The sequence below is a fragment of the Agrococcus versicolor genome (genome assembly GCF_039531815.1).
GTDB lineage: Bacteria > Actinomycetota > Actinomycetes > Actinomycetales > Microbacteriaceae > Agrococcus > Agrococcus versicolor.
Map to the genome: position 1 here is coordinate 861,135 of NZ_BAAAQT010000005.1, position 20,454 is coordinate 881,588.

The following is a 20,454-nucleotide window of genomic DNA, read 5'->3' on the forward strand; positions in this document are numbered from 1 at the left end:
GCCCGGTCCGGCCGTCCGGACCGGCGAGCGCTCAGCGCTCGCCGTCCGCCTCGAGCTGCTGCGCCAGCCAGCGGTGGCCCGCGTCCATGGCGACGGCCGGGGCGCTCGACGAGCGCACGAGCAGGTCGTCGGCGACCGACCGCGCGCGCTCGACGAGCCAGGTCGGCCAGCCGTGGCTCACGGAGCGCGCGGCGAACTCGTCCTCGTCGTCGATCCAGGGGGCGAGGCCGCTCGCGGGCACGACGAGGTCGAGGTCGAGGTCGACGTACTCGACGATCCAGCCCTCCGGTCCGCGCCGAAGGGTCGGCGGCGTCGACACGTCGACGTAGGCGTCGACGTCGGAGCGATCCCACCAGCCGGCGAGCATCCACGTGCCGTCGTCCCACGCGACGGCGGTCGGCGGCACGAGCCGCACGAACGCATGGCCCGTGAGGTACTCCTTGCGCCAGCCCTTCAGCACGGTCGTGCCGGCGTCGACGCCGATCCACAGCCCGTGCTCGTCGGTGCCGAGCACCCGTGCGTCGTAGCGCCAGTGCGGCTTCCCGTTCCACTTCGCGCCCTCGACGCGCACGGCGTCGCCCGGCTGCGGCTCGCCGCCCGCGAGCCGGTCGAGCTGCGCGAGCACGTCCTCCGTGCTGAAGTCGTCGTCGGACGCGCGGATCTCGTCGGCCGTCCACCAGCGGTGCTCGAGGATGTCGTCGAGCTCGTCGTCCATGCGGTGCTCGGCACCGGGCTCGAACCGCTCGCAGCGCCAGAGGAACGTGAGCGCGTCGGTCGCGGCGTACGGGTGGCCGTCGGGATGCGGCACGCGCGCGTGCGCGATCGGGCCGACGAGGTCGTCCTCGCCGATGCGTCGCCCGGTCTCCTCGAAGAGCTCGCGCACCGCCGCCTCGCGCTCAGTCTCCCCGGGCTCGATGCCACCACCCGGTGTGAGCCAGCGCGGCGGCGCGACGTCATGGTCCCATCGGGTCCGCAGCAGCAGCGTCGCTCCGGCGGGATCGACGCAGAGGATGCGCGCCGTGCGGCGCACGCCCCTCGCGTCAGGCATCCGTCGGGTCGCCCTGCTCGGCGACGGGCGTCTCGGCCGCCTGCCGGGCGCGACGGCGACGCGACACGAGCAGCACCGCACCGCCGATCACGACGATGGCGACCGCGACGAGCGCGATCGCCCACGAGGCGATCTCGGTCGCGGTGACGGGCAGCTGGTCCACGGCGAAGGCGTCCACGCGCACGATCCTACGGCTCGGCGCGATGGGCGCGACGTCGTTAGGCTCGATGACCATGTCGACGACGACCCACGCGCCCGTGAGCCTCCGCAGATCCGTGTCCAACACCCTGAAGGGCTCGGCGGGCAACCTCGTCGAGTGGTACGACGTCTACGTCTACTCCGTCTTCGCGACGTACTTCGAGTCGCAGTTCTTCTCCGAGGGTCAGGAGGGGACGGGCCTGTTCATCTGGGCCATCTTCGCCGTGACCTTCATCATGCGGCCCGTCGGCTCCTGGTTCTTCGGGCGGCTCGCCGACCGCCGCGGCCGCCGCTACGCCCTCACGGTGTCGGTGTCGCTCATGGCGGCGTGCTCCTTCGTCATCGCCATCACGCCGACGGCCGCCGCCATCGGCGCCGGCTCGGCGATCATCCTCATCCTCTGCCGCCTCGCGCAGGGATTCGCGACCGGTGGCGAGTACGGCACGTCGGCCACGTACATGTCGGAGGCCGCGATCCCCGGGCGTCGCGGCTTCCTCTCCTCGTTCCACTACGTGACGCTCGTCGGCGGCCACGTCCTCGCGCAGTCGACGCTGCTGATCATGGTGCTGACGATGTCGGACGACGCCATCTCCTCGTGGGGCTGGCGCGTCGCGTTCGGCATCGGCGGCGTCGCCGCGCTCGTCGTCTTCTGGCTGCGCCGCACGATGGACGAGTCGCTCACCTCCGACACGATCGAGGCCGTGCGCACGGGTGCGTCGCGGCAGTCGGGCTCGATGCGCGAGCTGCTCGTGCACCAGTGGCGTCCGCTGCTGCTGTGCTTCCTCGTCACGATGGGCGGCACGGTCGCCTTCTACACGTACTCGGTCAACGGGCCGAACATCGTCAAGGGCGCGTTCGCGGGCGACGACGTCGTCACGGGCACGGTCATCAACCTCGTCGCCCTGACCATCCTCATGCTGCTGCAGCCGCTCGGCGGATGGATCTCGGACATCGTCGGCAGGCGGACGCTGCTCATCTTCTTCGGCATCGGCGGCGTGCTCTACACGTGGTTCCTGCTGACGTTCCTCCCGCAGCAGACGAGCCCCGTCGCGGCGTTCGCGATCCTCGTCGGCGGCTTCGTCATCCTCACGGGCTACACGTCGATCAACGCCGTCGTGAAGGCCGAGCTCTTCCCCACGCACATCCGCGCGCTCGGCGTGGGCTTCGGCTACGCGCTCGCGAACTCGATGTTCGGCGGCACCGCTCCCCTGCTCTACACGGCGGCGAACGGCGCCGACCAGGTGCCGCTCTTCATCGGCTACGTCACCGTCGCGATCGCCGCGTCGCTCGTCGTCTACGTGCTCTTCCTGCGCAACGACGGCAGGAACTGGCTCGACGACGAGGCGGGCATGCGCGAGCGCGCATCGACGCGCACGCGCTGATCCATCGACGAGGCCCCGCATGCACGCTGCATGCGGGGCCTCGTCGTGCGCGTCCGATCAGGCGCGGACGTGTCGTCCGAACCACTCGAGCACGGCGTCGAAGCGCTCGACGCGGTGGCGCGGCTGGCCCGAGCGCGTGAGCTCGTGGTCCTCGCCGGGGAAGACGAGGAGCTCCGACGGCGTGCCCTGGCGGTGCAGCGCCGCGAAGTACCGCTGCGCCTGCTCGAGCGGGCAGCGCAGGTCGCGCTCGGAGTGCACGACGAGCGTCGGCGTCGTGACCTGCGACACCACGGCCATCGGGCTCTGCGACCGCACGAGCTCGGGGTCGGTGCCCACGTACTCGTCGCCGAAGAACGACCCGATGTCGCTCGTGCCGACGAACGCGTCGGGGTCGAGGAAGCCGCGCTCGACGAGCGCCGCGCGGAATCGGTGGTCGTGGGCGATCGTCCACGCCGTGAGGTACCCGCCGTACGAGCCGCCCATGATGCCCATGCGTGCGGCGTCGAGCGAGGGGTGCGCCGCGAGGACGCCGTCGAGGAAGTCGAGCACGTCGTGCAGGTCGACCGTGCCCATCCGCTGGCGGATGGCGACGCCGTGGTCGCGCCCGTAGCCCGCCGAGCCGCGCGGGTTGCACTGCACGACGGCGTAGCCCGCGTCGACGGCGACCTGCGCCTCGTCGAAGACGTGCACGCCGTACTGCGCGAACGGTCCGCCGTGGATGTTGAGGATCACGGGGTGCGGGCCCTCGCCCTCGGGCATCCACACCCAGCCGTGCACGTGCTCGCCGTCGCGCACGACGAGGTCGTGCTCGGTGGGCACGACGATGCCGTCGGCCTGCAGGTCGGCGCCGAAGTCGGTGAGGATGCGCACGCCGCCGTCCTCGACGACGCCGAGCTCGCCGAACGACGTGGGGGTCTGCACCGTCGCGACGATCGTCGAGCCCGCGACGCCGAGGCCCGTCGCCTCGGTCGCGTCCGACGTGAGCCGCGTGACGCCGGCGTCGCCGACGTGCAGCACCTGCACGCGTCCGCGCGTGCGGTCCTGCACGAGCACGCCGTCGTCGACGAGGGTGATCTGGCCCTCGGCGAGGTCGACGGTCTGCTCGTCCGTGCGCCGCTCGACCGCGTCGCCCGCGACGCGCAGCAGCATGGCGCTCCGCGCGACGAAGTCGATGCCCGTCTCGCCGACGTCCTGCGCGACGACCCAGAGGCCGCCCGCGTCCGCGGCGATCTCGCCGATGGACAGGTTCGCCGAGGTGCCGAGCACCTCGTGCTCGTCGCCACCGTCGACGGGGATCGCGACGACGGCGTTGCGCAGGTCCGTGCGAGCGCCGAGGTCGACGCGCACCGCGAGGATCTCGGTGCCGTCGACGCTCCACACGGCACCGACGTGGTCGACGTCGCCCGAGGTGAGCACCGTCGCCTCGGGGATGCGCGACGACGGCGTCGGCGCCTGCTCCGCGCCGGCGTCGTGCGGGGCGGGCGCCCGGTCGTAGTCGGGCTCGGCGCCGACGTCGAGGATGGGGGCGACGGCGACGCGGCTGTGCGCGTCGATCCGGTAGCCGGCGCCGTTGCGCTGCGCGTGCAGGTCGAGGATGCGGCGGGGCGACTGCGCCTCGGGCGTCAGGCCCTCGACGGAGCGACCTCGGCCGGGCTCGTCGGCGCGCACCGTGAGCGCGAGCCGCGTGCCGTCCGGCGAGATGCGGAAGCCCGTCACGCCGCCGGGCGCGTCGGTCGTCTGCACGGGCTCGCCGCCGTCGGCGGGCATGACCCACACCTGCTGGCGGTCCTTCGCGTCGCCGCGCAGGAAGAGGATGCGATCGCCGTCGGGCGTGAGCCGCGGCGCGGCATCCGAGGTGCCCTGCGTGATGCGGGTGCGGGATCCGTCGGCGAGCGACACGCGCCAGAGCTGCCCCACGCGACGGTTCGCCGCGATGGACGGCCGGGACGCGGCGACGACCGCCCATGCCCCGGAGGGATGGACGGCCGGCGCCGAGAGCTCGACGAGGTGCTCGATGTGCTCCGCGCGCATCAGCGCTGCGCCTGGAAGCCGGAGACGTCGCCGACGAGGCGCGTGTGGTCGTGCGGCACGGGGTCGACGACGGCACGGGCGACCTCGGCGGCGAACTCGTCGACGTCGTAGAGGCGGCCGGCGTCCTCGCGGCGGCCCGCGATGGCTCCCGGGTTGGCTCGCTCGAGGAGCGTCGCGGTGATGGTGCCCTCGATCATGTCGCCCGAGACGACGACGAGGTCGATCCCCCGCGCCTGCAGCTGCACGATGCGCTCGCGCAGCGCATCCTCGCCAGCGCGCTTCGAGAGCGCGACGGCCTCGTACTCCGGCATGGTCTCGACCGTGCGGATGAAGTGGGCCTGGTGGCTCGTGACGAACACGATGCGCGCGCCCTCGCGCAGCACCGGGATCGCCGCCTCGAGCAGCGCGACCTGCGCGTCGCGGTTGAGCCGCATGGCGTAGTCCTCGCCGAGGCCCGACTCCATCCCGCCCGATGCGTTCATCACCAGCACGTCGAGGCCGCCGAAGGCGTCCTTCGCCGTCTGGAGCATCGCGTCGACGCTCGCGGCGTCGGTGAGGTCGGACTGCACGACGAGCGCCTGCACGCCGTGCTCGCGCGCGGCGGCTGCGACCTTCTCGGCGCGCGGCGCCTTGTTGCGGTAGGTGACGACGACGTCGGCGCCTGCTGCCGCGAGGAACCCGACCGTCGCGGCGCCGATGCCGCGGCTCGATCCGGTGACCAGCGCGGCCTTGCCTGCGAGCGATGCGGGCTGCAGCGGAATGTCCACGAGTGCTCCTTCTTCTCGACCCTCGACCCTACCTTCGGGGGACGCCGCGCACGGGAGGCCGTGCGCGCGTCCGCAACCCCGAGGCGCACCCAGCCAGCCCCAGGGCGCGCTCGATACGATGGGCGCGAGGAGGATGGATGGACATCATCATGTGGGCGTGGGTCGGCTGGCTCGCCGTCGCCCTGATCTGCCTCGTCATCGAGCTCATCACGCTCGAGCTCACCTTCCTCATGCTCGGCCTCGGCTCGCTCGTCGGCCTCGTGTCGAGCCTCACGGGCCTGCCGCTGTGGGCGCAGGTCATCATCGCCGCCGTCGCCGCCGCGCTCTTCCTCTTCCTCGTGCGGCCCTCGCTGCTCAACCGGCTCCACCGATCCGGCGAGAGCGCGCGCACCAACGTCGACGCCGTCGTCGGCCTCGGCGGGGAGGTGACGCGCCAGTTCGTCCGTCTCATGGGCGAGGTGACGCTCGCGAACGGCGAGACCTGGTCGGCGAGGCTCTCGCCCGTGACGCGCCCGCGCGACCTCGACGTCGGCGAGCGCGTCGTCGTCACCGCGATCGAGGGCGCGACGGCCGTCGTCGTGCCCGCCGAGCGCTGACCCCGAACCCAACCCCAACGCTAGGAGACGCACGACATGGACCTCTTCGGCCCAGTCCTGCTGCTGATCATCGTCGCGATCGTCCTGATCGTCGTCGTCGTGATCATCGCCAGGTCGATCCGCATCATCAAGCAGGGATTCACGGGCATCGTGGAGCGCCTCGGTCGCTTCCACCGCGTGCTCGGCCCCGGCCTCAACATCCTCGTGCCCGTGATCGACCGGCTGGCGTACAGCGTCGACATGCGCGAGCAGGTGCGCACGTTCCCGCCGCTCTCGGTCATCACCGAGGACAACCTGAACGTCGCGATGGACACCGTCGTGTTCTTCCAGGTCAACGACCCGCGGTCGGCGACCTACGAGATCGCCGACTACCTCTCGGCCGTCGAGCAGCTCACGGCCACGACGCTCCGCAACGTCGTCGGATCGATGAACCTCGAGGAGGCGCTCACGAGCCGCGACGTCATCAACTCGCAGCTGCGCGCCGTGCTCGACCAGGCCACCGGCAAGTGGGGCATCAAGGTCACGCGAGTCGAGCTCAAGTCGATCGACCCGCCCCCCTCGATCCTCGAGCCGATGGAGAAGCAGATGCGCGCCGAGCGCGAGCGTCGCGCCGCCATCCTCACGGCCGAGGGCCTCAAGCAGTCGCAGATCCTCGAGGCGGAGGGCTCGCGCCAGTCGACGATCCTCCGCGCGGAGGGTGACGCCAAGTCGCAGGTCCTGCGTGCCAAGGGTGACGCCGAGGCGCAGGTCGTGCTCGCCAAGGGCGAGTCGGAGGCCATCGAGCGCGTGTTCGCGGCCATCCACGCCGGCGACGCCGACAACAAGCTCCTGGCGTACCAGTACCTCCAGACGCTGCCGAAGCTCGCCGAGGGCGACGCGAACAAGCTCTGGATCATCCCGTCCGAGCTCACCGACGCGCTGCAGGAGATCGGCAAGGGCTTCTTCCAGGGCAAGGCGGAGATCCCGTTCCAGGCGACGAAGTCCTTCTCCGACGGCCAGGGCCCGTCGATCCTCGACGAGACGTTCGAGCCCGACTCGGTGAGCGACGTCTCGGTGCCGTCGATCGCCGAGACGCTGCGCGGATCGGGCATCGACCCGCAGGGCGCCGGCGAGTCGAACACGATCTCGTCGACGACCTCGCTCGCGGACGAGACGCCGGGCGTGGGCCTCGAGGAGGCGCTCGACTCCGTGCGGGAGGCCGAGGCGGAGGTGCCGGGCCAGGCGCCGCAGCCCCCGGCCCCGCCGCAGCAGCCCGAGCAGCCGCAGCAGCCGCCGCAGCCGCCGCAGCAGTGACGTTCCTCGAGGGGCCTCGACCGCGCATCCTCGCTCATCGCGGGCTCGCGGTCGAGGTCCCCGAGAACACCCTGGCCGCCTTCGCGGCGGCGATCGCCGTCGGTGCCACGCACGTCGAGTCCGACGTCCGCGTGAGCGCCGACGGCGTCGCCGTGCTCGCCCACGACGCGACGCTCGAGCGCGTCGGCGGGGGTCAGGGCCGCATCGACGTCTCGTCGGCATCCGCGCTCGCGGCCGCCGGGCTCGCCGGCGGGCACGGCGTCCCGACGCTCGCCGAGGCGCTCGCCGCCCTCCCCGAGGCGCGGTTCAACCTCGACCTCAAGGTTCCGGGTGCCGTCGAGCCCGCCGTCCGAGCGATCCGCGAGGCCGGCGCCACCGATCGCGTGCTCGTGACGTCGTTCGACGAGACGACGCGTGCTCGAGCCGTCGCCGCGCTGCCGGGCGTCGCCACGAGCGCGTCGCGGGCGATCATGACGCGAGCGCTCGTCGCCGTCCGCCTGCGCAGGCGCGGCGCCCTCCGCCGCGCGCTCGCGGGCATCGACGCCGTGCAGGTGCCCGAGCGGCTCGGCCGCGTGCGCATCGTCGACGCGCGCTCCGTGGCCGCGTTCCACGACGCGGGCGTCGAGGTGCACGTGTGGACCGTGAACGACGCGGGCGCCATGCGCAGGCTCGTCGCGCTCGGCGTCGACGGCATCGTCACCGACCGCGCCGACGTCGCCGTCGCGACCCTGCGCGATCAGCGAGACGGCTGAGGAGCGCTACCCGCGCGGGCGAGCGCGGATGCCGCGCGCACCCCAGAGCGTCACGCGGCGCAGCGTGTCGAGCACCATGCCGACGTCGGTCTTCGAGACGCCGACCGCACGCTCGGTGAACTGCACGGGCATCTCGACGATGCGTCCGCCGGCCTGCGCGATCCGCACGGCGAGCTCGATCTGGAACGCGATCGAGTCCGAGCGCAGCCGGTCGAACGGCACTCGGCGCAGGACGCGCGTCGAGTAGACGCGGCACGTCGAGGTCAGGTCCTGCACGTCGGTGCCGAGCAGGGTGCGCGCGTAGCGGTTGCCGGCGCGCGACAGCAGTCGTCGTCGGCCGGCCATGGCGCGCACGTCGCCGCCGGGCACCCAGCGCGATGCGATGACGAGGTCGACGTCGGCGTCGATCGCCTCGAGCATCTCCCCCAGCAGCATGACGTCGTACGATCCGTCGGCGTCGATGACGGCGATGGCGTCGACGCCCGCCTCGAGGCCGCGTGCGAGCCCTGCGCGCACGGCGGAGCCGTACCCGCGGTCGGTGCGGTGCAGCACCTCGACGCCGGCGTCGCCCTCCGCGAGCGCGTCGGCGAGCGCACCCGTGCCGTCGGGGCTCGCATCGTCGACGATCAGCACCTGCGCGTGCGGCACGCTCTGCCGCAGCCTGCCGATCGTGCGCTCGAGGTTGTCCACCTCGTCGTACGTCGGGACGACCACCAGCGCGCTAGGCACGTCGCCTCCCCACGAGGGCGAGCCCGAGGAGGGCGCCGAGGGCCGCGATGGCGATCGCGCGCTCGATCGCAGCACCCGCGGCCATCGCAGGCGTCACGGTGTCGCTCAGCGGCAAGGTCTCGATCATGGCTCCCGGCTCGTACTGCGGCAGCCTATCGACCATCGTGCCGTCGGGCAGCACCATGGCGCTCGTGCCGACCGTCGACACGTTGACGAGCGCGCGGCCGGCCTCCTGCGCGCGCAGCTGCGCGATCGCGAGCTGCTGCACGTTCTCCCACGAGCCCTCGCCGAAGTCGGCGTTGTTCGTCGGCGCGAGGATGATCTGCGCGCCGTGCTCGACGACCATCTCGCGCACGAGGCCGTCGTCGATGATGTCGAAGCAGATCGCCAGGCCGTAGGAGACGCCGTCGACGTCGAAGGCGTTCGCGCTCGTGGGGTCGAGCGAGTAGTCGCGCGGGATGAGCTCGAGGAACCCGAACGCGTCGAGGATGGGGCCGAAGAAGTCGCGCTCGGGGAGGTACTCCGCGAACGGCACGGGGTGCCGCTTGTGGTAGTCGGCCTGCACGCCCTCGTCCCACAGCAGGAGCGAGTTGTAGGAGTCCTCGCCCTCGTACGTCACGGCGCCCAGCACGATCGGCGCGTCGACCTCCTCCTGCACGGCGTCGAGGATGCCGACCGAGGCGGGCGAGTCCTGCGGATCCGTCTCCCCCGCGTTCTCGGGCCATACGAGCAGGTCCATGTCCTCGCCCGCGAGGAGCTCCGTGGCGTCGGCGTGCTGGCGGATGATGTCGCCGGCGGCGTAGGGGGCGAGCAGCCCGGCCTCGCTGTCGCCCTGCACCGCGCCGACGCGCACCTCGCCGACCTCCTGGACGGGGAAGGCCGGGATCGCGACGAGCGCGACGGCGACGGCCGCCGCGGCCGTCACGCGACGCCGCACGAGCATGCCGCGCGCGAGCGTCAGGCAGGCGCCGAACGCCGCGACGAACGCGAGCAGGAACGTCAGGCCCGGTGCACCCACCCAGGAGACGGCGTCGCCGATGGGGCTCGATGCCTGGGAGTACGCGAGCCTGCCCCACGAGAAGCCGCCCCACGGCACCGTCGACGACAGCGACTCGCGCAGCATCCAGACGCCCGCGAGCAGCGCGGGCAGGGCCACGAGCCGCGCCCAGGCCGAGCGGAGCCGCTCCCCCAGACGCCAGGCGAGCGCGAGGAGCATGCCGCCGAGGCCCCACCACAGCGCCATGATGCCCGTGAGGCCGATGAGCGGCAGCGGCCCGAGGTACACGGTGATCCACTGGATGTGGATGCCGAAGAAGACGGCGCCCGTGAGCGTGCCGATGCCGAACGCCGCCGACATGCGACGTCCGCGCAGCGCGACGAGCGCGAGGGCGACGCCGGGCAGCACGAGCGGCCACCAGTCGAACGGCTGGAACGAGAGCGTCAGGAGCACGGCGCCGCCGACGCCGGCGAGCACCGAGCCCCACGCGGGCAGCGGTGCGCGCAGCCGCAACGGCCTCACGAGGCCTCCTGCCCGAGGTCGGCGACGCCACGGCGGATGCGGTCGACGGCGTCGCGCGCCGTGCGTCGGATGCGTGCGGTGCCGACGTCCTGCAGCTGCTCGAGCACGTCGACCGTCTGACGAACCCACCGCACGAAGTCGCCGGCGGCGAGGTCCGTGTCGCGCAGCACGACGTCGAGGTGCGCGCCGCGCGCCCACCGATGCATCGCGACCGACAGACCCGTCTGCGGCGGCTCGCTGCCCGGCAGCTGCCGCGAGCGCTCGAGGTCGTCGAGCTCGGCCCACAGCGTCGTCGTCGCCGCGAGCGCGTCGCGGAAGGGGCCGCCGGGCAGGTGCCGCTCGGAGGCCTGCTCGCCGCGGCGCGGCTCGAAGACGAGCGCGCACACGAGCGCGGCGAGATCGGCGGCGTCGAGGTGCGTCCACAGTCCGCGGCGCAGCGACTCCGCCACGAGCAGGTCGCGCTCGCCGTAGATGCGGCGCAGGGTCTCCCCCGCGGCCGTCACCCGCTGCTCGCCGGACTCGTCGTCGGCGGGGACGACGTACTCGAGCGTGCGCAGCACGGCGCAGATGCGATCGAACTGCTGCGCGACCTGACCCGTGCGGCGCGAGATCTGGCGGTCGACCTGGTCGACCTCGCGACGCAGCCGCCAGTACCGCTCGCCCCAGCGGGCGTGCTGCTCGCGGTCGGGGCACGCGTGGCAGGGGTGGGAGCGCATGAGCGCGCGCAGGTCGCCGAGGCGCTGCTGCACGGCGTCGCGCTCGGCGTGGCTGCGCCCGCCGCGCTGCGCCTCGCGCTCGAGGTCGCTCGACTCGCGTCGCAGCGCGGCGTACTCGGGGAACGAGCCGAGGTGGCACGTCATGGCCTCGGCGTAGCCCTCGAGGCTCGAGCGCTGGTCGACGACCTTGCGCGCGAGCTGCACGACCGAGCGGTCGGCCTGGAACTGCGCGAACGACGTCTCGAGCACCCCGCGCGTGCGGTCGACGCCGAAGCGGTCGATGAGGTTCACGGCCATGTTGTACGTCGGGCGGAAGCTCGACTGCAGCGGGTAGGAGCGGCGCGACGCGAGGTTCGCGATCTCCTGCGGCGACTGCTCGCCCGACCACACGATGACGGCGTGGCCCTCGGTGTCGATGCCCCGCCGGCCGGCACGGCCCGTGAGCTGCGTGTACTCGCCGGGCGTGATGCGCACGCGCGCCTCGCCGTTGAACTTCTCGAGCCGCTCGAGCACGACGGTGCGCGCGGGCATGTTGATGCCGAGCGCGAGGGTCTCGGTCGCGAAGACGCTGCGCAGCAGCCGACGCTGGAAGAGCTCCTCGACGATCTCCTTGAAGACCGGCAGCAGCCCCGCGTGGTGGGCGGCGACGCCGCGCTCGAGCCCGTCGAGCCACTCCCAGTAGCCGAGCACCGCGAGGTCCGACTCGTCGAGCCGCTGCGTGCGCTCCTCGACGAGCGCGCGGATCTCGCCGCGCTCCTCCGCCGTCGTGAGGATCGTGCGGCCGCGGACGACCTGCTCGACCGCGGCGTCGCATCCCTTGCGGGAGAAGATGAAGCAGATCGCCGGCAGCATCGACGCCTCGTCGAGCAGCTCGACGAGCGCGACGCGGTCGAGCCTGCGCTGCTGCCCATCGCCGCGCCACGTGTGCGAGTCGCCGCGCACCGCGCCGCCCTGGCGCTGCCCCTTGCGTCCCTGCTGGCCGCGGCGCACGTGCCGGTTGTGCCCGCCGCGGTCGCGGTGCCCGTGCGTCGCCGAGCCGTCGCTGCCGCGCGTGCGCTCGACGAGCTCGCGGCTCGGCCGGTGGCTCTCGGCGTCGCCGCGCGAGTCGAACAGGTCGACGAGCGAGCCGCGCACGAGCACGTGGCCGTCGAGCGGCACGGGCCGGTGCTCGCTCACGACGAGGCTCGTCTCGCCGCGCACGGCCTGGAGCCAGGCGCCGAACTCCTCGGCGTTCGACACCGTCGCCGAGAGGGACACCATCCGCACGTGCTGCGGGAGGTGGATGATGACCTCCTCCCACACGGCGCCGCGGAACCGGTCGGCGAGGTAGTGCACCTCGTCCATCACGACGTGCTCGAGGTCCGAGAGGTCGCGCCCCTCGTAGAGCATGTTGCGCAGCACCTCGGTCGTCATGACGACGACGCGAGCGTCGCCGCGGATCGACGTGTCGCCCGTCAGCAGCCCCGCGTCGTCGCCGTAGACGGCCTGCAGCTCGCGGAACTTCTGGTTCGACAGCGCCTTCATGGGGGTCGTGTAGAACACGCGCCCCGTCGGCGCCGCGAGCGTGAGGTGGATGGCGAACTCGGCGATGATCGTCTTGCCGGCGCCCGTGGGGGCCGCGACGAGGACGCTGCGTCCCGCCTCGACGTGCTCGCACGCCTCGCGCTGGAAGGGATCGAGGCCGAACGGGAGCGCTGCGCCGAAGGCCTCGGTGGCGATCGACGTCACGCAGCCTGCCCCACGTCGGCGGCGAGGCGCTTCGCTCGGCGGCGGTCGTTGAGCACCGCGAAGCCGCCGGCGGCGAAGTAGAGCACGATGATCGGGCCGGCGATGAGGAACATCGACAGCAGCTCGCCCGCCGGCGTGACGCATGCGGCGAAGAGCGCGATGCCGAGCACGGCCCAGCGCCAGCCCTTGAGGATGGCGGCGCCCGTGATCGCGCCCGCCAGGTTGAGGAAGACGATGACGACCGGCACGACGAAGCCGAGCCCGATCGCGACGACGAGCTTGAACGAGAAGTCGAAGTACTCCTGCGCCGACAGCACGGACGTCGTGCCCTCGGGGGCGAAGCCGACGAAGAGCTGCACGATGCGCGGCAGCAGCAGCCAGCCCATGGTGCAGCCGCCGAGGAAGAGCGGCACGGCGGAGGCGAGGAAGCCCCACACGTAGCGGCGCTCGCCCTTGTGGAGCCCGGGCAGGAGGAAGGCGAGGATGTTGTAGAGCCACACGGGGCTCGCGGCGATGACGCCGACGAGGAGGCCGATGCGCATCTTGATGTCGAACGACTGCGTGATGAACGTGAAGTTCAGCTCGACGATGCGGTCGGCCTGGAGCGGCTCGAGGGGCGCGGCGAGCAGCTCGAGCACGAGGTCCGACAGGAAGAAGCCGCCGATGCCGAGCACGGCGATGGCGGCGAAGCAGATGACGAAGCGCGTGCGCAGCTCACGCAGGTGCTCGACGAGTCGCATGCGACCGTCGGGTGCCCTCCGCGTGCGCCGAGCGGCGCCGGCCGTGACGGCCATCCGCTACTTCGTGTCGCGCGTGTCGCTCGACGTCGTGGTTGCGGTGGGCTCGTCCTCCGGGCCCGCGCCGTCCTTCTTCACCTCGCGCTTGAAGATGTTGATCGACTCGCCGACGCCCTTCGCGAGCATCGGGAGGCGCGTCGCTCCGAAGATGAGCACCACGATGATGAGGATGACCCACCAGTGCGAGGCCAGGTTGGCGCCGAATCCGCCCATGATCGATTCCTCTCGTCTCCCCCAGGGTACTCCTCGCCGGACCGCGCCGCGCTGCGTCGCACGACGTTCCGCTGTGCGCGGCCTATGCGTCTCGCGCGCCGTCGGCTGCGCGCAGCGCGTCCTCGGCGAAGCGACGCATCGCCGCGCGGGCCGAGGCGGGGCGCAGCACGACGGCGTCGCCGCCGAGCGAGGCGACCTGGCGGAGGACGGCGTCGGCGTTCCAGACGCGGATCTCGACGATCTCCTGGTCGCCGTCGGTGCGCGCCGGACCGTCGGCGTAGTCGGCGAGGAGCGCCGCCGCGGCCGGCGTCGCGCGCACGACGATCGTCTCGTCGGGGTCGATGCGATCCCGGGCGGGCGCGAGGGCCGCCTCGGGGAACGGCAGGTCCGAGTGCGTCACCGACTCCGTGCGGTCGAGCCGGAAGCGACGCTCCGCGGCGCGATCGAGGTCGTAGCCGCGCAGGTAGGCCTCACCGTCGCGCAGCTCGAGCGCCGTCGGCGCGACGGTGCGCCGCTCGGTGGGAGCGCCGGGCTTGCGGTAGTCGAGGTGCACGACGATGCGGTGCTCGATGGCGTCGCGCACGGTGCGCGCCGCGCGATCCGCGACGGGCGCGTCGACGCCGAGGGTGGCGGCGGCGGGCACCGCGGCCCGGCGCAGCCGACCGACGAGGGCCGCGACCGCGTCGTCGTCGATGCCCTGCACCCCGGCGATGAGCCGCAGGCCGGCGAGGATCGCGCCGACCTCGCGCGGCGCGAGCCGGATGGCGTCGCCGTCGAGCGCCGGGCGGTAGCCGAGCTCGATGACGTCCTGCTCCTCGAACGCGTCGACGTTGAGGTCGAACCGGTCGAAGTCGCCGAACCCGTCGGGCACGCCCGACATGAAGATGAGGCGGACGGCGTCGCGGATGCGCTGCTCCGAGACGTCGAAGTGCCTCGCCGCGTCGGCGACCGTCACGCTGCCCTCGGCGGCGAGGTACGGGATGAGCGAGACGAGCAGCGCGACCGACTGGCGCTGCCCTCGCTGCGATGCCCTGGCCATCACGCCTCCCCATGCGCGTCGCGGATGCGCTCGAGCCGTGCGCGCACGAGCTGCGCGAGCAGCGGAGGCTCGAGCACGACGACGTCGGCGCCGTAGCCCGTCAGCTCGTCCGCGAGCAGGTTCGTGTCGGCGTGGTGCAGCGTGAGCACGTCGCCGTCGACCGTCGTGTCGCGGCGACGCGCGAGGCGCACCTCGGCGTCGGAGCCGGGCAGGACCCGCACGCGGGCCGTCGCGGACGCCCAGATGCGCTCGAGGTCGGCGAGGGCCGCGTCGGCGGCGCCGTCGGGCACGGCGAACGGCTCCCGCGGGCGCTGCTGCGTCACGTCGCTGACGATGCGTCGCATGAGGAAGGTGCGCGTCTCGCCGCGGTCGACGTCGAACCCGTGCAGCATCCACCGGCTGCGGAAGAGCAGGACGCACCACGGCTGCACCGTGCGCCGCGTCGCCTCGCGCTCGCCGGGCTTCAGGTACGCGAACTGCACGACGGAGCCGCGCTCCGTCGCCCGCTTGAGGGCGTGGAAGGCGCGGTCGACGGCCGACTGCGTCGGCGACACCGCCTGCTCGAGCCCCGTGCGGAACCGCGGGTGCGCCCGCAGCTTCGTCGTGGCGAGCTGCGACTCCTCGGTGAGACCGCCGTCGCGCCACACGCGCAGCGCGAGGTCGATGAGGGTGCGCTCGGCGTCGGAGAACTCGAGGTCCTCCGGCGTGCCGACGATCGCGTCGAGCAGCCGGTAGCGCGACTCCTGGTTGTTGTCATGCTCGGCGGGCGGCGTGAAGACGTCGATGACGAAGCCCTGCTCGCGCAGGTCGTCCTTGTCGCGCTCGAACTGACGCTCGAGGGCTGCGTCGATCGCGCGCCCCTGGTAGCCGGCGACGCGCTCGAAGAGCTCGCGCTTCGTCGCACCGTGCGCAGCGTGGAGGAGCGCCAGCATCAGCGAGAACTGGCGCTCCTCGACGCTGACGGGGCTCACGCCGCCTCGGCGTCCAGGATGTCGATGACGAACACGAGCGTGCGGCCGTCCTGGTAGCCGAGGTCCGGCGGGACGACGGCGACGACCTGGCTGCCGACCTCCTGGCCGACGATGGCCTGCTGGAAGCCCTGGATGAGGTCGGCGAGCGTGAACGTCGCCGGCGCCGAGCCCCACGTGGTCTCGGTCACGGTCGTGCCGCCCCACTCCAGCAGCGTGTACTGCACGACGACGGAGTCGGACTCCTCGACCTCGTCGCCGTCGCCGCGGATCGTCGTCGCGACGGTCAGGTCGGTGGGCGCCTCGCCGCCGGGGAACGTCACGCCGGGGGTGCCGTCGGGTGCCAGCGAGATGGCGGGCACGCCGTTGACGGCGGGCTGCGGGAAGCCCTCGGCGCGACCGGCGAACGCGTCCTGCACGTCGAGCAGCAGCACGGCCGTCGACTCGGGGTCGATGCCGGCCTGCGCGACGGAGTCGCCGAAGAGGTCGATGAAGGGCGCCACGAGCGCGACGGTCGAGTCGGGCGTCGCGCACTCGAGGCCCTGCGACAGCACGGTCTCGCCACCGGTGCGCAGCGTGAGCGGCGACGAGGCCGGCGGCGCAGCCTCGCCCGTCTCGGCGGCGAGCGCCGTCAGCAGCGTCGAGTCGGTCGACTCGAGCACCTCGCCCGTCGTGCCGTCGTAGAGCGTGTAGGTCGCGACGACGACGTCGCCGGGCTCGGCGGGGTCGTCGGTCGCCCCGACGATGCTCGCCTGCGGCGCCTCGATCGCGACGGGCGCCGAGAACGGCACGTCGGTCGGGAGCGCGTCGATGCCCGTCGTCGCACGGACGGCGTTCGAGGCACCGCCGGGCTGGATCGTCGGCGTGCACCCGGCGATCGACTGCTCGGACGGCACGACGTGGCACGCCGTGAGGGCGGTGCCGACGACGAGCAGGGCGGCTGCCGCCGTGAGCGGGCGGCGGAGGTGCTTGGTCACGCGTCTTCCTCGGTTCGGGAGTCGGAGTCGATGGTACCGGCGGCGAGGCGGTCGGACTGCCTGCGCGCATCGCGCAGCGCGCGGCGCAGCCGCTTGTCGCTCTTCTCGCGGTCGCCGACCGCGCCGGGCGTCCACGCCTCGACGTCGGCGTCGGTGTAGGAGGCCTTGTTCGACCGGCGCTTGAACGACGGGACGTCGAGGTCGTCGGCGACGCGGCGGGCGGTCATGAGGAAGCCGGTGTGGGCGACCATGCGGTGGTCGGGACGCACGGCGAGGCCGTCGACGTGCCACGACCGCACGAGGGTCTCCTGCGAGTGCGGCTCGGCGAAGCGGCCGTCCTCGCGCACGGCCTCGACCGTCCGCGAGAGCTGCGTGACGGTCGCGACGTACGCGAGCAGGATGCCGCCGGGCTGCAGCGCCGTCGCCGAGGCGTCGACGCACTCCCACGGCGCGAGCATGTCGAGCACGACGCGGTCGGCGGTCTGCTCGGCGACGTGGTCGCCGAGGGTCTCGGCGAGGTCGCCGACGATCGTGCGCCACGTGTCGGGGCGCTCGCCGAACCAGCCGGCGACGTTCGCCTCGGCGATGTCGAGGAACTCCTGCCGACGCTCGAACGAGACGAGCTCGCCCTGGCCGGCGAGGGCGCGCAGGAGCCACAGCGACAGCGCGCCCGAGCCGACGCCCGCCTCGACGATGCGGAGGCCGGGCTGCACGTCGGCGTACGTGAGGATGTGGCCGGCGTCCTTCGGGTAGACGATCGCCGCGCCGCGCGGCATCGACATGACGTAGTCGTGCAGGAGCGGCCGCACCGCGAGGTACGCGTGCTCGCCGACGTGGACGATCGAGCCGTCGGGGATGCCGACCATGTCGGCGTGCGGCAGCACGCCGTGCTGCGTGTGGAACGCGAGCCCCTCGGCGAGGACGACCGTGTGCTGGCGCTGCTTGGGTCCCGTCAGCTGCACGGGATCGCCGTAGCCGAGCGGGCCGGTGCGGGGCTTCATGCGCGCACCCCCACGAGGCCGCGCACGTCGTCGACGGAGCGGCCTGCGAGACCGTCCCAGAGCACGATGCCCTCGACGCCCGAGAGGTCGACCTCGTGCGGCACGCCGACGGCGACGGCACCGGCGTCGCGTGCGGACGTCGCGCCGGGGATGGAGTCCTCGAACGCGACGCACGCGCCGGCGCGCACGCCGAGCGCGTCGATCGCCTGCAGATACGGATCGGGGAACGGCTTGCCGCGCGGCACCTCGTCGCCCGTGACCGTCGTCGCGAAGGGATCGATGCCCAGCTGCTCGGCGCTCGCGGACAGCACGAGGTCGACGAGCGAGCGCGTCGACATCGTCACGAGCGCCATGGGCACGCCCGCCGCACCGAGCGCGCCGAGCAGCTCGGCGGCACCGGGACGGAAGGGCACGTGCACGCGCAGCTGGTCGGTGACCTCGTGCGTGAGCCGCTCGACGATCGCGTCGGGCTCCATCCGCACGCCCCGACCGATCATGTAGCGGGCTCCCGCCCACAGGTCGACGCCGATGAGCGCCGTCTCGTCGTCGGCGGTCCACGCCACGTCGAACTCGTCGACGAGGCGCCGCTCGGACACGCGCCAGTACGACTCGCTGTCGATGAGGGTGCCGTCGAGATCCCACAGCACGGCATCCAGATCGCTCACCGCACCATCCTACGTTCCGCCACGGGGAGAACCTGCCGGGGCCGGGAGGCGGCGCACGTAGAGTGGACGCCTCATGAGAGGACGTCGCACGTGACCACGGGACCGATCGTCGGGCGCATCATGCTCGTGGCCTTCGAGGGCTGGAACGACGCGGGCGAGGCCGCCTCCTCGGCGGTGCGCGCCGTCATCGAGGCGTGCGGGCTCGAGCCCTTCGACGAGATCGAGCCGGACGACTTCCTCGACTTCACCTTCGCCCGTCCGCAGATCCGCAGGCTCGAGGACGGCTCGCGCGCGCTGTCGTGGCCCGCGACCATCGCCTACGCCCCGACGCGCTCGAGCGTGCGCGAGGCGATCGCCGACGATGCCGGGCTGCCCGTGTCCACGGGCGCCGAGGGCGAGCTCTTCGCGCTCCTGGGGGCGGAGCCGAGCAGGAACTGGCTCGACTTCGCCGAGCAGGCGGTCGACATCGCGCGCCAGTGCGAGGTCGACGCCATCGTGTTCGTCGGCGCGATGCTCGCCGACGTGCCGCACACGCGCCCGACGCCCACGAGCATCACGAGCGAGTCCGCGTCGCTGCGGCATCGCCTGGGCGTCGCGCAGAGCGAGTACGAGGGCCCCACCGGGGTCATGAGCGTCATCGCGATGGCCGCCGAGCAGCTCGGCATCCAGACGGCGAGCGTCTGGGCGTCGGTGCCGCACTACGTGCACGCGACCCACGTGCCGAAGGCGACCATCGCGATCATCGACCGGCTCAGCGAGCTGCTCGACGTCACGGTGCCCCTCGGCGAGCTGCCGCGGCTCGCGGGCGAGTGGGAGACGGGCGTCGACGAGCTGGCCGACCGCGACGACGACATGCGCGCGTACATCGGCCACCTCGAGCAGCAGCGCGACACGGCCGAGAGCCCCGAGGCGTCGGGCGAGGCGCTCGCGAAGGAGTTCCAGCGCTTCCTCGAGACGCAGACTCCCGAGGACGAGGACGAGGACGGCGCCGATGGCGCGTCGAGCGGCGAGGGCGACGAGCCGACCGCTCCCCCGCCTCCGGTCTGAGGTGGCCGACCTCGCCGACCGGCCGGAGGCCGAGCAGGTCGAGATCCTCCGCGCGGTCGCCGTCGACGCCGCCGCGTCCTTCGGCCTCGACGTCGTGCGCCTCGAGCCCGTGCTCGTCGCGTACAACGCGACCTTCCGCGTCGACGAGGGGGCGCGGTCCTGGGCGCTGCGCGTGCTCGTCGGCTCGCACAGCGACGCGTCGCACGTCGCCGCCCAGCAGGCGTGGCAGCTGGCGCTCGCCGCGGAGGCCGACGTGCTCGTGCCCGTGCCGCGTCGGACGACGGAGGGCGCCTGGCAGGCGAGCGTGCGCTCGCAGCCGGCCGCGGGCGAGCGGCTCGTCACCGCCGCGGGCTGGCTGGCGGGCGACGACGTCGGCACGTTCGATCCCTCGGTCGCCTCCGCGCTCGGCGCGACGATGGCGCGGATGCACGACCATGCCGAGGGATGGAGCGCTCCCGCCGGGTCGTCGGTGCCCGAGTACCGCGACGCGCTGTTCGGCGACGCACCCGCGCTGCTCGACGCGAGGGTGCTGACGACCGCGGCGCGCGACGTGCTGCGGCGCTCGCTCGAGATCGCGGACGCCGCGCACGCGCGGGTGCACGCGGCCGATGCGCCCCGCATCCTCCATGCCGACCTCCACGCCGGCAACCTCAAGCGAGCGGGCTCGGAGGTCGCGGTCTTCGACTTCGACGACGCGGCCCTCGCCGTGCCCGCGCTCGACCTCGCGATCGCGGCCTTCTACGGCGACACCTCGGACATCCGCACCGCGCTGGATGCCGGCTATCGATCGGTGCGAGCGCTGCCCGACGTCGATCCTGCAGACCTCGAGGCGCTCGTGGCGGGTCGGCAGCTGCTGCTGGCGAACGACATGCTGGGATCCGCGACCGCGTCGCTGCGCGCGCAGGGCGAGGGCTACCTCCTCCGGGCCGTCGCGCGGCTCGAGGCCTGGCTCGCGACGGGGCGCTTCTCGCGATCCGTCGCCTGAGCG

19 protein-coding genes and 1 pseudogene are annotated in these 20,454 nt (G+C 73.0%); 6 read left to right on the plus strand and 14 right to left on the minus strand.

The annotated features are described in order from the left end of the window. Positions 1-31: 31 nt before the first annotated feature. Together ABD249_RS07040 and ABD249_RS07045 are read right to left on the minus strand one after the other, a co-directional pair. Positions 32-1,048, minus strand: coding sequence for an NUDIX domain-containing protein (locus ABD249_RS07040; RefSeq protein ID WP_344342050.1), 1,017 nt, complete (start codon positions 1,046-1,048; stop codon positions 32-34). Then, positions 1,041-1,226, minus strand: coding sequence for an LPXTG cell wall anchor domain-containing protein (locus tag ABD249_RS07045; RefSeq protein WP_344342053.1), 186 nt, complete (start codon positions 1,224-1,226; stop codon positions 1,041-1,043). The genes ABD249_RS07040 and ABD249_RS07045 overlap by 8 nt, the downstream gene beginning before the upstream one ends. 55 nt (positions 1,227-1,281) lie before the next feature. On the opposite strand from ABD249_RS07045, the gene ABD249_RS07050 reads away from it, so the two are divergent. Continuing rightward, a complete protein-coding gene (locus ABD249_RS07050) occupies positions 1,282-2,628 on the plus strand; it encodes an MFS transporter (protein WP_344342056.1) in 1,347 nt (448 codons plus the stop codon). A 57-nt stretch (positions 2,629-2,685) separates the two neighbouring features. On the opposite strand, the gene ABD249_RS07055 is transcribed toward ABD249_RS07050, so the two are convergent. Further along, positions 2,686-4,659 carry a S9 family peptidase gene (locus ABD249_RS07055; protein WP_344342059.1) on the minus strand — a complete coding sequence of 658 codons (1,974 nt, stop codon included), beginning with the start codon at positions 4,657-4,659 and terminating at the stop codon, positions 2,686-2,688. Further along, positions 4,659-5,426, minus strand: a complete 768-nt coding sequence (locus ABD249_RS07060) for an SDR family oxidoreductase (protein WP_344342062.1) — start codon at positions 5,424-5,426, stop codon at positions 4,659-4,661. The genes ABD249_RS07055 and ABD249_RS07060 overlap by 1 nt, the downstream gene beginning before the upstream one ends. A gap of 137 nt (positions 5,427-5,563) precedes the next feature. Between ABD249_RS07060 and ABD249_RS07065 the strand changes: the two genes are divergently transcribed. The 3 genes and pseudogenes from ABD249_RS07065 (at position 5,564) to ABD249_RS07075 (ending at position 8,067) form a co-directional block, all read left to right on the plus strand. Further along, positions 5,564-6,022 carry an NfeD family protein gene (locus ABD249_RS07065; protein WP_344342065.1) on the plus strand — a complete coding sequence of 153 codons (459 nt, stop codon included), beginning with the start codon at positions 5,564-5,566 and terminating at the stop codon, positions 6,020-6,022. A gap of 36 nt (positions 6,023-6,058) precedes the next feature. Next, positions 6,059-6,964: pseudogene (locus tag ABD249_RS07070) on the plus strand (SPFH domain-containing protein); the annotation flags it as partial. Positions 6,965-7,311: 347 nt separating this feature from the next. Beyond that, on the plus strand, positions 7,312-8,067 hold the full coding sequence (locus ABD249_RS07075) for a glycerophosphodiester phosphodiesterase family protein (RefSeq protein ID WP_344342071.1): 756 nt from the start codon (positions 7,312-7,314) through the stop codon (positions 8,065-8,067). Between the two features lie 6 nt (positions 8,068-8,073). Here the strand turns inward: ABD249_RS07075 and ABD249_RS07080 are convergent, their stop codons facing one another. The 10 genes from ABD249_RS07080 to ABD249_RS07125 all read right to left on the minus strand — a co-directional run bounded on the left by ABD249_RS07080 (position 8,074) and on the right by ABD249_RS07125 (position 18,419). Continuing rightward, positions 8,074-8,796: a glycosyltransferase gene (locus ABD249_RS07080; RefSeq protein WP_344342074.1), complete on the minus strand. Its 723-nt coding sequence runs from the start codon at positions 8,794-8,796 to the stop codon at positions 8,074-8,076. Continuing rightward, a complete protein-coding gene (gene lnt, locus ABD249_RS07085) occupies positions 8,789-10,315 on the minus strand; it encodes an apolipoprotein N-acyltransferase (RefSeq protein WP_344342077.1) in 1,527 nt (508 codons plus the stop codon). Before lnt ends, ABD249_RS07080 begins: the two co-directional genes overlap by 8 nt. Continuing rightward, positions 10,312-12,759 carry a DEAD/DEAH box helicase gene (locus tag ABD249_RS07090; protein WP_344342079.1) on the minus strand — a complete coding sequence of 816 codons (2,448 nt, stop codon included), beginning with the start codon at positions 12,757-12,759 and terminating at the stop codon, positions 10,312-10,314. Before ABD249_RS07090 ends, lnt begins: the two co-directional genes overlap by 4 nt. Then, positions 12,756-13,499 carry a twin-arginine translocase subunit TatC gene (gene tatC, locus ABD249_RS07095; protein WP_344342081.1) on the minus strand — a complete coding sequence of 248 codons (744 nt, stop codon included), beginning with the start codon at positions 13,497-13,499 and terminating at the stop codon, positions 12,756-12,758. Before tatC ends, ABD249_RS07090 begins: the two co-directional genes overlap by 4 nt. 57 nt (positions 13,500-13,556) lie before the next feature. Continuing rightward, a complete protein-coding gene (locus ABD249_RS07100) occupies positions 13,557-13,769 on the minus strand; it encodes a twin-arginine translocase TatA/TatE family subunit (RefSeq protein ID WP_344342083.1) in 213 nt (70 codons plus the stop codon). An 82-nt stretch (positions 13,770-13,851) separates the two neighbouring features. Continuing rightward, a complete protein-coding gene (locus ABD249_RS07105; RefSeq protein ID WP_344342086.1) occupies positions 13,852-14,808 on the minus strand; it encodes a helix-turn-helix transcriptional regulator in 957 nt (318 codons plus the stop codon). Continuing rightward, positions 14,808-15,779: a helix-turn-helix transcriptional regulator gene (locus ABD249_RS07110; protein WP_344342089.1), complete on the minus strand. Its 972-nt coding sequence runs from the start codon at positions 15,777-15,779 to the stop codon at positions 14,808-14,810. The genes ABD249_RS07105 and ABD249_RS07110 overlap by 1 nt, the downstream gene beginning before the upstream one ends. Next, on the minus strand, positions 15,776-16,753 hold the full coding sequence (locus ABD249_RS07115; protein ID WP_344342092.1) for an FKBP-type peptidyl-prolyl cis-trans isomerase: 978 nt from the start codon (positions 16,751-16,753) through the stop codon (positions 15,776-15,778). The genes ABD249_RS07110 and ABD249_RS07115 overlap by 4 nt, the downstream gene beginning before the upstream one ends. Continuing rightward, positions 16,750-17,754 carry a tRNA (adenine-N1)-methyltransferase gene (locus ABD249_RS07120; RefSeq protein ID WP_344342095.1) on the minus strand — a complete coding sequence of 335 codons (1,005 nt, stop codon included), beginning with the start codon at positions 17,752-17,754 and terminating at the stop codon, positions 16,750-16,752. Before ABD249_RS07120 ends, ABD249_RS07115 begins: the two co-directional genes overlap by 4 nt. Beyond that, positions 17,751-18,419 carry an HAD family hydrolase gene (locus ABD249_RS07125; RefSeq protein ID WP_344342098.1) on the minus strand — a complete coding sequence of 223 codons (669 nt, stop codon included), beginning with the start codon at positions 18,417-18,419 and terminating at the stop codon, positions 17,751-17,753. Before ABD249_RS07125 ends, ABD249_RS07120 begins: the two co-directional genes overlap by 4 nt. A 90-nt stretch (positions 18,420-18,509) precedes the next feature. On the opposite strand from ABD249_RS07125, the gene ABD249_RS07130 reads away from it, so the two are divergent. Continuing rightward, complete coding sequence (locus ABD249_RS07130) at positions 18,510-19,466, plus strand: PAC2 family protein (RefSeq protein ID WP_344342101.1); 957 nt, start codon at positions 18,510-18,512, stop codon at positions 19,464-19,466. 1 nt (position 19,467) lies between these two features. Then, positions 19,468-20,451, plus strand: a complete 984-nt coding sequence (locus tag ABD249_RS07135; protein WP_344342104.1) for a phosphotransferase enzyme family protein — start codon at positions 19,468-19,470, stop codon at positions 20,449-20,451. Positions 20,452-20,454 lie beyond the last annotated feature (3 nt).